Source organism: Azospirillum oleiclasticum (assembly GCF_013423485.1).
Lineage (GTDB): Bacteria > Pseudomonadota > Alphaproteobacteria > Azospirillales > Azospirillaceae > Azospirillum > Azospirillum oleiclasticum.
Genome location: NZ_JABFFR010000021.1, coordinates 22995 through 35909, shown reverse-complemented (window position 1 = coordinate 35909; position 12915 = coordinate 22995). Strand labels below are relative to the sequence as shown.

The window sequence follows — 12915 nt, the reverse complement described above, 5'->3', positions numbered from 1 at the left end:
GATTAGTTCAAAAACTAAATTGTATGAATCCGTAGCCCGGTATCAACACTTTGTTGCGTTCCGGGGATCATACATTTCAAAAAGACATATTCTTTCTCTCGAGATAAACCGCAAGCGCTTGTATGTCTCTGGAAAGCGCCGCCGAACCGCCATGCTGACGCGTTGGAGCGCCGCGATGGTGCCGTTGCGGAGGCGGCCGTAACCCAAGATTTCGTAGCGGATCCGCGCCTGATCCCGCCGTCCGGTTGCGGCGTCGCGGGCCGACAGGCCGGCCGGCTCGACCAGACAGACCGGGTCCTGCAAACGCACGACCGACCGCGCGGCGGCAAGCGCCCGTAGCGTGAAGGCATAGTCCGCGCCGACCGTGAAGCGCTCTTCGTATCGCGGGCTGCCGAGCTGTGGGATGCGGTAGAGGATGGCCGGGTGGTGGGTGAACATGCCGAACGCGACCGCCTTGTGGTCTCGGGCGGGCTTCAGAACCACCTGACCATCAGCAAGCCGTTCAAGCGCGTCGCCGTACAGCACATCCGCCTCGTGATGGGTTTCAAGCGCGGCCAAGAGCCGTTCCACGACCTGCGGGCCGGCCAGGCAGTCACCGGCGTTGAGGAACAGCACGACCGGCGCCGTGGTCGCGGTCAAGCCCAGGTTCATGGCATGATAGGGACCGCGGTCCGGACCGGAGCGCCACCAGGTGGCTTCGACGGTATGATCGGCCAGCCATTCCGCGGTTCCGTCGGTTGAGCCGCCATCCACCACGATCCAGTCGAAATCCTGCCGGCTTTGCGATCTCAGGCTGGTCCGTGTGGCCAGGAAGCCGGCAAAGTCGTTGCGGATCACGGTGATGATGGCGAGCGGCCTGGTGCTCATCGTGAAATCACCGTGATCGATGCCGCGGTCAGGGCGAGCTGGCTGACGATTCCCCCGATGTCCTTGGCCAGCTCGAGGAATCCATAGGGGCGGACGTCGCGTGGGATCACAATCATCGCTCCAGGCGGCACGGCGGTGACCGTGTGGTTCCAGGATGAGATGGACAGCGGCTCCGCGCGCCCATCGGGAAGAACCAGGAAGCTGCGCCCCGTGTCGGCATCCCGGGTGGTTCCGCCGCCCTCGTGGATGTAGTCGTCGGCGGTCTTGCCCGACACGAACTGAAGGGCTGCCGGAGCCATGAGTTCACCGGACACGACGACGGTGAGCGGGCGTTTGGGAATGACGATCTGGTCATCCGCTTCCAGCAGGATGTCGAGTTCCGGTCGCTTCCGGAGCACGATGGGATCGGCCTCGACGACGATCCTGCCGGGAGGATCGATCCCACGCAGTTCCGCGGCGAGCTGCCGGGCGTGGGATTCCTGTTCGTCGCGGATCGGTTCGCCCTTCTGACGCAGCCGCACGATGGCGGCATCGATCGCGCGCGCGTGATTGTTGAACTCCTCCTTCTTGCGGCGGCGTTCGCTTTCGCGGCTGAAGAACGCACCGGCGGGATAGGCATCGTCGGTCAGGCCGCCAGCTCGCGCGATGAGCGCGGACAGCCGCTCCCCGCGCAGAACGTCGTAGCGGCCGGGCCGGCGGACTTCCCCCACGATGTTGACCGTACGCGGTTCCATCCGCGCGAAGGTCGGATTGACCCGCACCGCATCGCCGATCCCGACGAATGCCCGTTGGCCGTCGGCCTTGGTAAGGTCGATGGTCTCGCGTCGGGTGGCACCGCTTCCGAAGGTGAGCTCCACGCTTGCCGGATCTCCCGAGGCGGAGACTCCACCCGCTTCGGTAATCACTGATTCGACCGCTGTACGGTCGGCCACCGGGTAGGCGCCAGGCTGGCGCACCGCGCCGCGCACCTGCACAGCGTGCTCGTTCAACAGAGAGGCGATCAGCGGATCCAGCCCCAATTCCTCGACCGAGGGGGGCAGACTGTCGTGTGCCGGAGGGTGGGCCGTGAGCAACCGGATGTGGGTACGGGCAATCAGATGCACGCGGTCCCCATCCTCCAGCACGCGATCGGCCCGGCCGCGCACGACCTCCTGCGGCGAGAAGGCGATCAAGGTCTGAGACAGGGAGCGTCGGTTCACCCGCTCGATCACCCCCATCAATGGGTAGACACCGTCGCGCAAGGCACGCCCCTGCTCGAGTGCCGCACGGAGCGTCGTCCCGCCGGCCAGCCTCCGCACGCCTGGAAATCTCACATGTCCGATGAGTTCGAACACGGGCTCCGCCCGATCCATGATGTCGTCGCGGCCAAGGCTTCCCTCCGGCTCGATGGCAGCGACCGCGCGCGTTGCCGGCTTGTCCCTCGCTTGGCCGGTCGATCGGGCGATCGCCTGCGTGCCGGCCTTACCGGCGACCGGGAAGAATCCCGGACGGGTGACGCCGGAGCGGACAAGCACGGATTGCTGAAGCGCGAAGGCCAGCAAATCCGGATTTTCGTCGAATATGGGTGGGCAAGGCTGCCGGCTGCCGGTCAATTCAGCGGCGGCCTGGGCCTGTGGTCCGCGGGCGAACGGTCCGTCGGGCGATCCTGCAATCGTCCGCGCGAGCACCACCAGGCCACGGCAGGCGCCTTCGGGCAACGAGCGGTCGCCGCGCAACAGTCGGAGGACGGCGTCGGATGTCAGAAAATCCACATCGGCGGTGCTGAAGATGATCAGCGTGTCCCCTTCGGCAAGCCGGCGGTCGGTGCGGCCGTCCAAGACCCCGGCAAGATCGATGGCCGTGTGGGTCGTCATCCCGGTGGCGCGGTCCGTCGACGCGAGTGCGGCGAAGGGCCGATAATGCCCTGGACGAAGATCGCGTTCTCCCACGAGATCGATCAGTGTCCGATTGTCGCGGATCGAGCGTGGACCAGGGCGCAGGACGTGCCCCTCCAGGCGCACGACGCCCTGCCGGTCTTCCCGCAGCGGGGCGAGCATCAGGATGTCACCGTCACCCAGCAGGGGCGCGGTGCTGTCCCTGACCTCCTCCGCCAATTCGCCGCCGTCGGCCTTCAGGCCGAGCCGCATCGCCTGCTGGGTGGCCGGACGGATAAGGCCTCCCGCGAGGTCGCGCATGGCCGCAACGGACGCACGATCGACGCCGGCGGGCAGTTCGAAGATGCCGGGGTGCTTGACCGGGCCAGCCACAGCGACGGTCGGTCCCAAGGGCGGAACCAGGATGCGATCACCGTCGCGCAGGCGCTCCGTCGTCCCGCCACCGCCCGTTTGAACAAGTTCATAGACGTCGACGACGCGTTCCGTTGCGCCGCGAAGCAGCTTGATCCTCCGCAGCGACCCGCTGCGCGTGACGCCGCCGGCCACGATCAACGCATCGAACACCGTGGCTTGACTGATCAATTCCTGCCGCCCAGGTCTGCCGACGGCGCCCAGGACAAGGACGCCGATTTGCCGGATCTCCGTGACCGAGACGAAGGTTTCCACATCGAGATGTGCTGCGGAGATGGCGATCGCCAACTCCCTGCGGAACTCATCGAGGGTGCGACCATCGGCGCGCAGTGGCCGAAGCTCGTCGATCAGCAGGCGACCGTCGCCATCGACGCGGTAACGCCGAGTCGAATTAATCTGGCCGCGCAGTGTGACGGCCAATTCGTCACCAACGCCAAGCACATAGTCACCGTGTACGGCGCCAATCGGTTCACGCCCCTGCGCCGGAGGCGATTTAGTGGCAAAAAGTTCATATCCGAACTGCTTGAGTTCGGAGCCGGCGCGGGTGGAATAGGCCTGTTCGATGGGCGACGGCGATGCTGCCGCGGCCTGACCGATGAGGCCCAACCCCCATATGATGCAGGCATACACCCACATCGGCGCCGCATAAGCCGCGAACACCCTCAATTCGCGCGCGGCAAAAAACATGCTTCTTCCCCAAAGGCGGTTTAACGCCGCGGAGTTGACAACCGGAAGATAGAATACAATGGCATGGAATCGCGTGACAACAGGGTTTCTGCGATGGTCAGCGTCTTTAGCGTGAGAATCCGCTGACGAGGAGAGGTCCAGTCATGCCCGCGCATGCCGGGCCACCGGCAGGATGGGGGCTTGAAGGCTGGCGTCCAGCACGCCAAGGTGATTTCTGGCCGTGAAGGGTTCGCTGACGGCTTTGGCGGCTCCCCACCACGTGGAATGAACGCATGATCATCCTGTACAGCGACGACCATCGGCAGCAGGCCGGACGGGCCGAGTTGAACGACGGCCGGCTGGTGCCTTGTCATGAACGTCCGGAACGGGCGGAGATGGTACTGGCACGGGCACGGCAGATGGCGCTGGGTCCCTTGCGCCCGCCGTCGCTGCTCGATGAAGCACCAATTCTGCGCGTTCATGACAAAGCCTATGTCGAGTTCCTCAAGACCGCGTGGGATCAGTGGGTGGTCGAGCACGGCGATTGGGATGCCCTGCCACTCAATTGGTTGGCTCCGAACATGCACAGGCGGGTGGTGCCGGAGTCGATCGATGGAAAACTGGGTTATTACTCCTTCGATGCAGGCACGCCGATCACAGAGGGGACGTGGCGGGCCGCCCTTGCCGCGGCTTCTTGTGCCGTGACGGCCGCGGATCTCGTGTCCAGCGGCGATCGGGCGTCCTTCGCGCTGGTCCGTCCGCCGGGTCATCATGCCGGGCAGGCCTTCTATGGGGGCTATTGCTTCGTCAACAACGCAGCGGTGGCGGCCCAGCGTATGCTCGATGGAGGAGCAGAGCGGATCGCCATCCTCGACGTCGATTACCATCACGGAAATGGTACCCAGGAGATTTTCTGGGAACGCGACGATGTTCTCTTCGTGTGCGTGCACGCCGACCCGCGCCAGGAATTCCCATACTACAGTGGTCACGCCGACGAGCGCGGCGGCGGGCGTGGTGAGGGGTTCACGCTGAATCTGCCACTGCCCTGGGGGACGGACTGGCCCGCCTATGCCGAGGCGCTGTCCATTGCGGCATCGCGCATCCAGGAGTTCACGCCGGACGCGCTCGTCGTGTCCTTGGGTGCGGACACGTACGAAGGCGACCCGATCTCCCGCTTTCGGTTGACGATGGAGGATTTCCCGCGGATTGGCGCGATGATCGAACGCATCGGGCTCCCGACCTGTTTCGTCATGGAGGGCGGCTACGCCGTCGATGCCCTCGGTGTGAACATCGTGAATGTCCTGACCGGTTTTGAGGGACGCTGACGGATCACGATTCCTTGCAATTGGTCGGGGGGCGTTGCCGAGTCGCCGGCAATCGTCGTAAAATCCGACGATCGAACATCGATTGGGCCGAACGACCTTGATCGACAGCGTCTCGGGGAGCAACGGGTGGCAGCCGCAGCGTGCTGGCCGGCGCGCTGACCGGTCGGACTCCGATTCGGGGCCATCGGCCGCCGGTGGCACGGATCTGACGAATCCCGAGGTTCAACGGCAAATCCAGCAGCTTCGCGCAACGGACCAGAAAGTCCGCCAGCATGAGCAGGCGCATGTCTCCGCGGGTGGGCCACACGCAGGGGCGCCGAGCTATCAGTTCACGCGGGGGCCCGATAACAAGAATTACGCGGTTGCTGGCGAGGTGCCGATCGACGCCAGCCCGGAGCGGGATCCGGCAGCCACCATCCGCAAGATGGAAACGGTCAAACGCGCGGCGTTGGCACCTCCGGATCCTTCCCCCCAGGATCTTCGCGTGGCCCAGCAGGCCGATGCCGCCGGCGCACAGGCTCGATCCGAGCAGCGGCGGCAGCAGGCGGAGGAGGAGGGCGGGGGGACCAACGGCGTTCGCAATGCCGCGGCTGAACGAGGGGCCGCTGCCTATGGTTCCGCAGCGGCCATTGGGAAGACGTCAAGGGTCAGGGCCGTCTCGGTCAGCGTCTGATGCCCCCCGGGTGCCGGGTCAGCCCCGACGTCGCCCATCTGAGGTCAGCAAGGCTCCGTAGAGATCGGGCCTGCGGTCCCTGAAGATGCCCCACGACGCGCGCTGCAGAGCGATCCGGTCGAGATCGAAGGTGGCGGTCAGAATGCACTCGGACGTCCTGTCGGCCTGCGCCACAATCTCGCCGGTCGGGCCGGCGATGAAGGAGGAGCCATAGAAGGTGATGCCGCAGCTTTCCTCGATTTCACGTCCGATGCGGTTGGAAGCAACGAGGGGCATCAGATTGGCGCCAGCGTGACCCTGCATGACCCGCGTCCAATGCGCCTGGCTGTCGATTTCCGCATCCTGCGGTTCCGATCCGATCGCCGTCGGGTAGAGCAGAAGCTCCGCCCCCATGAGCGCCATGGCGCGGGCGCTTTCCGGAAACCACTGATCCCAGCAGATCGCAGCGCCGATGGTGGCATACCGTGTGGTGAACACGCGAAAGCCGGTGTCACCGGGATTGAAGTAATATTTCTCCTGATATCCCGGTCCGTCTGGAATGTGGGATTTGCGGTAGATGCCAAGGATCGATCCATCCGCATCGATCATGGCCAGGGAATTGTAAAAGGCATTGTTTGCCCGTTCGAAGAAGCTCACGGGAAGAACCACTTCAAGGGCTCGAGCCAGCGCTGACATTCTGGCCAGCACTGGATGACCTTCGGCTTCCATGGCCAGCGAAAAGAGTTTTTGCCTCTGCTCCTTGCAGAAGTAGGGAGTCTCGAACAACTCCTGAAGCAGGATCACCTGGGCCCCATCGGTGGCGGCGCGGCGCACCAGGGCCTCGGCTTTATCCACGTTCGCTTCCCGGTCCCAACTGCAGGCGAACTGCGTGGCGGCGACAGTTATGTTGCGCATGACGACCCCTCTCCCAGACATGTCGCCACCTGAAAACGATCTCCGGGACGGCATAGGTGGCAGGCGGACCCTGTATGTGCTCTTCATTGCCGGACTGGCAACCCCTTGTCCCGGAAACTTCATCGAGGCTGTGGTTTACCGGATGATCCTGCGATCGTGACATCCAAAGGAAAACCGGCTAAAATCCGGATGCGCACAAATCTAACATACGTGGATATGGATGGCATTCTTCTGAATGACGCTGGTAGCTGAGAAATCCGGGCCGGGGTAATCTTTCATTCATCATAGAACTTTCAGCCGTCTGGTGACGGAAAAAGGAGGAAGAGGACACATATCCTTGCATGCGAGGCGAAACGCCGCGATGGTTTCCTTTGCGTCAAGCATTTCAATGGATATGATCCATCATCCACCGCGCACTTGAGGTTGCGGATGCCGGTTCCATCTCTCACCCTGCTCCCGGATGTCATGAGATCGCCTTGATGCACCCACCTTCCTACAAACCCGGCGCTGCACCAGGAACGCCTGCTCACGGCAGCGCGCCGAAGCATGGTGACCTGGAGTATGGATTCTCCCAGCTTTTGCGGGATGTTCACCGCTCCTTCACCAGGGCCCTTCAATCGCGGATCGCAAGCCATGGCGTAACCATGGGGCAATGGCTCTTTCTGCGTGCGCTCTGGCACGAGGATGGCATCACGCAGCGGGAGTTGAGCCAGCGGGTCGGCATGATGGAGCCGACAACCGTCACTGCCCTCAATGGCATGGAGCGGCGCGACTTGGTGCAGCGCGTCCGGAACCCTCATGATCGGCGCAAAGTGAACATTTTTCTGACGCCGAAAGGGCGGTCGCTTCGTGACGTCCTCCTTCCATGCGCGATGGAGATCAACCAGCTGGCGATGCGTGGTCTTGCGGACGATGATCTGACGCGTACGATGGAGCTGATGCAGCGCATGATCGAGAATTTGCGCGAGCTGAATGCAGGAGGGGAGGAAGCGGACGGTGGAAGTGATCCGCTGACGGAGGATTAATCCTCAATCGACTGGATTCGTGTCGGGAACTCGAGCCGGATGTCTATGGCTGTTCTGTTGTGCGATGCGGAATGGAAGCGCCACTGCCCGTGGGTCATCCTGGAGATCCGAGCCGCGGCGCCCATATACGGCCCTCCTCGGATGATCATGCCGGCCTGTGACGGACTGCCGTGCTCGGCAGGAGGGGCCGGCAATGGTTTCATGGCACTGTGCCCCGCATTCGCAGGACAAGAGCCAGGAAGAACGGCGCGCCGAGCAACGCCGTGACCACACCGAGCTTCAGTTCATTGCCGGATGCCGGCATACGAACCGCTATATCGGCGGCAACGGTGAGCGCCGCCCCTCCGAGCGCGCTCGGCAGAAGAAGCCGTCCCGGTTGCCACCCGACCAGAGGGCGCAGCAAATGCGGAACGATCAACCCGACAAAGCCGATAGCGCCTGTCACCGCCACAGCAGCCCCGACGGCAAGGGCGGTTCCCAGAACCAGTCGGAATCGCAGGCGGGCGAGGTCGATGCCCAACGAGCGTGCCGTCGCCTCCCCCAGCGTCAACGCGTCAAGCGGCTTGCCGAGACTCAGCAGCAACATCCAGCCCATGATCATGAAGGGGAGTGTCAGGCCCACATGGGACAGACTACGGTCGGCCAGCGATCCCAGGAGCCAGAACACGATTTCCGTCAGTGCGAACGGATTCGGTGACAGACTCAGCGCAAGGGATGTCAGCGCCGACGCCAAGCTGGACAGTGCCGTACCAGCGAGCACCATCGTCAAAACACCCGCGGCCCGGCCCGCAAGTCCGTAGAGGATGGCGACGCCAAACAGCGCTCCGGCTATACCGCCCAATGGCAACGCCAGAGGGAGGGCGGTGGACCAGCCGCTGTAGAACGCGATCACGGCGCCCAGGGCCGCGAACGGCGACACCCCGACGACACCAGGTTCCGCCAGCGGATTGCGCAACCAGCCCTGCAAGGCAGCGCCCGCCAAGCCAAGGCTGGCCCCGACGGCGAGGCCAAGCATCGCCCGCGGCACACGAATCTCGGTGAAGATGACGGCCGCGGTGCTTCCGTTACCGGCCATCAGATCGGCGAGGGCGGTCGACACGCCGACGGGGCTGGGACCGACGGACAGCGAAGCACCGAACAGCGCGGCGCAAAGCACGGCAAGAGCGGCATTGAGAACGCGAGCGGTCATGGTTCCGATGCTTGGCGGATAATGCGAACGGCTTCGGCCGTGAAAGGTCCTCCGCAAGCCGTAAGTGCGCTTGGCACATCGATCCGGTGCCCGATCCCACTTCCGTCCGCAAGAGCCGGATGTTGGAGCAAAGCCTGTTGCAGGGACGGGCGACCAGGCATGGCATGCTCCGAAACAAGCAGGTCCGGTCGTCCGGCCACAACGGTCTCCAGACCGATGTATCCGTATCCAGCCAATCCGCTGCGGGCAGCCAGGTTCTCCACCCCGGCCGCTTCGAAGACGGCATCGGTCAGGGTTCCCGTACCGGCTGTGAATCCGCCTGCCTGCCATGCGAGTGCGAGAGGACGGGAGCCGGCGCGTGCCGGTACCTCGTCGAGAAGACGATCCATTGCGGTGATCAATTCCTCTCCCCTGGCAGTCCGGCCCAACGCGTCGGCTACCCGACGCAGCTGATCGCGGATTTCATTGAAGTCCCTGGGAATCGAAAGTTCCAGAACTGGGATTCCTCTGGACTTCAGGAACGCCACCGTCGGCCGGGCCGTGTGGGAGCCGGCCAGTACCAAATCCGGCTTGAGGGGATAGATCTCCTCAGCCATTCCATGGTTCTGTGGAAGGTCTTTGACAAGCGGCGCCACGTAGGACAGCACCGGGTCGCGCGACAGCGGGGACAGCGACAGGATCGCCGGTCGGTCAGCCAGCAGCACCAGCAGCTGGTCGGCACACAGGTTCATCGATACCACCCGGCGAGGCTCACCGAACGCCGGCGTGGAGACGATGCTTATGAACAGTATCAGGAGAACATTTACGCGCATCGCCTTGAGAGGGTTACCGGAATCCATCGCTCCGCCCGCGGACGACCACGCCGGTGGCACACCCCGCCCTTCGGTTGGTGGACGCGCCCTACACAACGGCAAGTCTCCTCTCTTCGGGTCATGGCCGGACCGTCGGAGCATTCCAGTGGTCCTTCGCGCTGGCCGGTTCGCCGTCAGCGGTTACTGGGCTAGCCACAGAATTGCGCCGCGGCGCGCCACCCTGTTCCGTTGTCATCCCCTGAAGGAGCCGTTGTGCGGTTGCGACACTAAGGATTACCAAGGGCATCTGGCAAGCAGAACCTTTGGGAGCTAATGTACCGCATCATGGTGGCAGCACGAGACATGCGCAGGCCCCGTATCGGCCTGACCGGCAGTGCCGGAGTGGGGAAGACAACGTTGGCGCTCACCGTCGCCGACGCACTGGGCGTGCCGGTGCTGGAGGAGCGGATGCGCGCCCGATTGCTGGCGGGGTTCAGTCTTCACGCAATGACACGGGACGAGCACCGGGATCTGCTTCGTGACGATTCCGAAGATCTGATCGACGCCGCTACGGCTTGCGATGATGGGTTCGTGTCGGACCGTACGCCGCTGGATTTCGTGGCGTTCTGGCTCTGCAATGGTTATGCGGCCGACGAGCCGGATGGCACCGGAGCGCTGCTGGAGCGTGCCATTGCCGCGACCGAGGCCTGGGACGCGGTGATCGTGTTGCCCTGGGGTGTGCTCCCCCTGTTGGATGATGGTGTCCGTTACCCGAACCGGTGGCACCAGCTTCACGCGCAGACGGTGATCGAGGGCCTCTGTCGTCGCTACGTTCCCATGCCGCGGCTGCACTTCATGCCCGCCCATATGAACGAGCCCGACGTACGTTGCGACTGGATATTGCGTCACGTGGGAGTCGTCCCGTAGCTGCTGATCAATCGTCAGGCTCGGACGCTTTCGGCATGCTGGTGCCGGTAAGGTTGGCACCGGTGAAACGTGCATCGCGCGTGTTGGCATCGCTCAGTACGGCGCCTGTGAGATCCGCATCCGAGAAATCGGCACTCGCAAGATTGGCGCCGCGCATGTTCGCGCGCACCAGCGACGCTGCGTTCAGCTTGCATCCCGTGAGATTCGCCGCCCAAAGGCGACCGGTCGGATTCCCTTCCGGTCCTTTTATATCGACCCAGCCAATGCCGGTTCCGTCGAGGCGTGCTCCTGTCAGATCGGCACCCCGCAAGTTGACGCCGTCGAGGATCGCTCCGCTGAAGTCGGCGTTGCGAAGGTCCGCTTCCGACATGTCGCACATGATCAGCAGGCTGTCGCGCATCTTGGCCCCCACCAGTGTCACCTTCCTGAGATTTGCCCCGGAAAGGTTCACGCCGTGAAGGTCGATGTGGGACAGATCGGCACCGGTCAGATCGGCGCGCGCGCCCATGGCACCGTTCGTGTTGATCCAGGTATAGTGGTGGTGAAGCGACTCCTGGATCTGGATGGAGAAGTTTTCCGCCGAACGAGCCAGATTGGCGCCCGTGGTGTCGGCACCAGCGAGATCGGCACCCTCGAGGCGGGCGCCCTGCAGGTCGGCATTGCGCAGATTAGCACCCGCTAGGACACAGCTGGACAGGTTGGCATCCCGCAGAACCGCACCCGTCAGGTTGACACCAGAGAGATTGCATCCGCGGAGATCGGCGCGAGTGAGGTTGCAATTCTTCATGGTGGATCGCAAAAGCGTGGCGCCGGCCAGGAGCGCGCCTTCACAATCGGCTCCATTCATCGTGACGTCCGTCAGATCCGCGCCGCTCAGGTTGGCGTTGGACAGCATCGCCTCGTCGAAATTGCTTCCGGTCAGGTCGGATCGGACGAAATCAAGCCCTTTGCCGCTGTTCCTGCCATTGCCATAGAGCAGGGCGCCACCGCGGAGGTCCGCCTCCTTGAGAATCGCCCGGCGGAGCTTCGCGCCGCGCATATGGGCGCCGCGCAGGTCGGCACGGTACAGGTTGCAGCCGGACAGGTCCGCCTTGGTCAGATGAGCGGCGAACAGGTCCGCGTGGCTCAGATTGGCGTTGGACAGGTCGCAATGCGAGAGGTTGGCACCGGAGAGCTTGCCGGACGTCAGATCGACGCCGGACAGGTTGGAGCCTTCCAGATTCAACATGGTCAGGTTGGCACGGCTTCCGCCGCCCTTGTTTTTCAGCCAGCGCTCATGCTTCTCCAGCACGGCGACCAACTCGTGAGGCGTCATGTCCCGATCCGTAGTCCGGCGGCCAGAGGGTGCCTGATCCGTTGCAACATGCGGCAGTTTGCTAAAATAGTCTCCATCAATCGTTAAGAGCGATAATCCCTTCGGCGAAGCGCGGCATGGGATGACGAACTGCCGCGGTGAGCTTATCCTACGGTGACACGGACATGGAAAGGACGAGGAATGGCCATTGGGCACACCGTCGCCGCCTTCGACGCGGAGATGCGAGAGCTCCAGGCGACGGTCGAAAGCATGGGCCGGATTGCCGAACGCCAGCTCGAAATGGCTCTCAAGGTGGTCATCGATGGCGAGCTGCAACTGGCTGATCAGGTCGTCGCCGGCGATGCGGAGATCGACCAACTGGAACATCGCGTTCAGATGATGGCTGTCCGCTTGTTGGCGCTCCGCCAGCCGATGGCTCGCGACCTCCGCGAGGTTGTGGCGTCCCTCAAGATCGCCGGCAACATGGAACGCATCGGCGATTTCGCCCGTGGCATCGCACGTCGGGCCGCCGTTCTGGCGGACCTTCCTACGCCACCGCCGGTCCGTTCGCTGACCTGGATGGGCCAAAGCGTTGTGACCATGGTTCGGGACGTTACGACCGCCTACGTCAAACAGGATCCTGATCTCGCCATGGCCGTGCGAAACCGCGATGGCGAAGTGGATGCGGCCTACACGGCGCTGTTTCGCGAGTTGCTCACCTACATGATGGAATCGCCGCAACAGATCGGCGGCTGCACGCATCTGCTGTTCATGGCCAAAGCGATCGAGCGGATCGGCGATCACGCGACCAACGTCGCGGAGAATGTCTGCTTCCTGGTCAAGGGAGCATTGCCTGGCGAAGAGCGGATCAAGCAGGATCTGAGCAGCTTCACCGTGCTTACCCGCAAGGAAGACCCAAACGAAGGCTGACGCAGGTACCGCCGCCTTCAGTAATGGCCGGCCGGCCCGAGTGGTCACG

11 protein-coding genes are annotated in these 12915 nt (G+C 63.6%); 5 read left to right on the top strand and 6 right to left on the bottom strand.

Annotated features, from left to right (window positions below):
- Positions 1-42: 42 nt before the first annotated feature.
- Positions 43-867, bottom strand: coding sequence for a glycosyltransferase (locus HL658_RS20430; protein ID WP_180284459.1), 825 nt, complete (start codon positions 865-867; stop codon positions 43-45).
- The gene (locus tag HL658_RS20425) at positions 864-3839 is read right to left on the bottom strand and encodes an SLBB domain-containing protein (protein WP_180284458.1); all 2976 of its coding nucleotides are present in this window, start codon (positions 3837-3839) and stop codon (positions 864-866) included. The genes HL658_RS20430 and HL658_RS20425 overlap by 4 nt, the downstream gene beginning before the upstream one ends.
- A 272-nt stretch (positions 3840-4111) precedes the next feature.
- On the opposite strand from HL658_RS20425, the gene HL658_RS20420 reads away from it, so the two are divergent.
- Both HL658_RS20420 and HL658_RS20415 read left to right on the top strand, forming a co-directional pair.
- Positions 4112-5143 (top strand): histone deacetylase family protein, encoded by a 1032-nt coding sequence (locus HL658_RS20420; protein ID WP_180284457.1) that lies wholly within the window; start codon positions 4112-4114, stop codon positions 5141-5143.
- 97 nt (positions 5144-5240) lie between these two features.
- On the top strand, positions 5241-5816 hold the full coding sequence (locus tag HL658_RS20415; protein WP_246337745.1) for a putative metalloprotease CJM1_0395 family protein: 576 nt from the start codon (positions 5241-5243) through the stop codon (positions 5814-5816).
- 18 nt (positions 5817-5834) lie between these two features.
- Here the strand turns inward: HL658_RS20415 and aguB are convergent, their stop codons facing one another.
- Positions 5835-6710 (bottom strand): N-carbamoylputrescine amidase, encoded by an 876-nt coding sequence (gene aguB, locus HL658_RS20410; RefSeq protein ID WP_180284456.1) that lies wholly within the window; start codon positions 6708-6710, stop codon positions 5835-5837.
- Positions 6711-7189: 479 nt separating this feature from the next.
- Between aguB and HL658_RS20405 the strand changes: the two genes are divergently transcribed.
- A complete protein-coding gene (locus tag HL658_RS20405; protein ID WP_180284455.1) occupies positions 7190-7735 on the top strand; it encodes a MarR family winged helix-turn-helix transcriptional regulator in 546 nt (181 codons plus the stop codon).
- A 199-nt stretch (positions 7736-7934) separates the two neighbouring features.
- Here HL658_RS20405 and HL658_RS20400 read toward each other — a convergent pair whose 3' ends face one another.
- Both HL658_RS20400 and HL658_RS20395 read right to left on the bottom strand, forming a co-directional pair.
- Positions 7935-8924 carry a FecCD family ABC transporter permease gene (locus HL658_RS20400; RefSeq protein ID WP_180284454.1) on the bottom strand — a complete coding sequence of 330 codons (990 nt, stop codon included), beginning with the start codon at positions 8922-8924 and terminating at the stop codon, positions 7935-7937.
- A complete protein-coding gene (locus HL658_RS20395) occupies positions 8921-9763 on the bottom strand; it encodes an ABC transporter substrate-binding protein (protein ID WP_180284453.1) in 843 nt (280 codons plus the stop codon). Before HL658_RS20395 ends, HL658_RS20400 begins: the two co-directional genes overlap by 4 nt.
- A 285-nt stretch (positions 9764-10048) precedes the next feature.
- On the opposite strand from HL658_RS20395, the gene HL658_RS20390 reads away from it, so the two are divergent.
- Positions 10049-10642: an AAA family ATPase gene (locus HL658_RS20390; protein WP_180284452.1), complete on the top strand. Its 594-nt coding sequence runs from the start codon at positions 10049-10051 to the stop codon at positions 10640-10642.
- A 7-nt stretch (positions 10643-10649) separates the two neighbouring features.
- Here the strand turns inward: HL658_RS20390 and HL658_RS20385 are convergent, their stop codons facing one another.
- Positions 10650-11957, bottom strand: coding sequence for a pentapeptide repeat-containing protein (locus HL658_RS20385; protein WP_180284451.1), 1308 nt, complete (start codon positions 11955-11957; stop codon positions 10650-10652).
- Positions 11958-12137: 180 nt separating this feature from the next.
- Between HL658_RS20385 and phoU the strand changes: the two genes are divergently transcribed.
- The gene (gene phoU, locus HL658_RS20380) at positions 12138-12866 is read left to right on the top strand and encodes a phosphate signaling complex protein PhoU (RefSeq protein ID WP_180284450.1); all 729 of its coding nucleotides are present in this window, start codon (positions 12138-12140) and stop codon (positions 12864-12866) included.
- The last annotated feature ends 49 nt before the right edge of the window (positions 12867-12915 follow it).

Excerpts from the sequence above, each read along its gene's own strand:
- HL658_RS20430 (WP_180284459.1), bottom strand. The coding sequence starts at position 867 with ATGAGCACCAGGCCGCTCGCCATCATCACCGTGATCCGCAACGACTTT.
- HL658_RS20425 (WP_180284458.1), bottom strand. The coding sequence starts at position 3,839 with ATGTTTTTTGCCGCGCGCGAATTGAGGGTGTTCGCGGCTTATGCGGCG.
- HL658_RS20420 (WP_180284457.1), top strand. The coding sequence starts at position 4,112 with ATGATCATCCTGTACAGCGACGACCATCGGCAGCAGGCCGGACGGGCC.
- aguB (WP_180284456.1), bottom strand. The coding sequence starts at position 6,710 with ATGCGCAACATAACTGTCGCCGCCACGCAGTTCGCCTGCAGTTGGGAC.
- HL658_RS20405 (WP_180284455.1), top strand. The coding sequence starts at position 7,190 with ATGCACCCACCTTCCTACAAACCCGGCGCTGCACCAGGAACGCCTGCT.
- HL658_RS20400 (WP_180284454.1), bottom strand. The coding sequence starts at position 8,924 with ATGACCGCTCGCGTTCTCAATGCCGCTCTTGCCGTGCTTTGCGCCGCG.
- HL658_RS20395 (WP_180284453.1), bottom strand. The coding sequence starts at position 9,763 with ATGGATTCCGGTAACCCTCTCAAGGCGATGCGCGTAAATGTTCTCCTG.
- HL658_RS20390 (WP_180284452.1), top strand. The coding sequence starts at position 10,049 with ATGTACCGCATCATGGTGGCAGCACGAGACATGCGCAGGCCCCGTATC.
- HL658_RS20385 (WP_180284451.1), bottom strand. The coding sequence starts at position 11,957 with ATGACGCCTCACGAGTTGGTCGCCGTGCTGGAGAAGCATGAGCGCTGG.
- phoU (WP_180284450.1), top strand. The coding sequence starts at position 12,138 with ATGGCCATTGGGCACACCGTCGCCGCCTTCGACGCGGAGATGCGAGAG.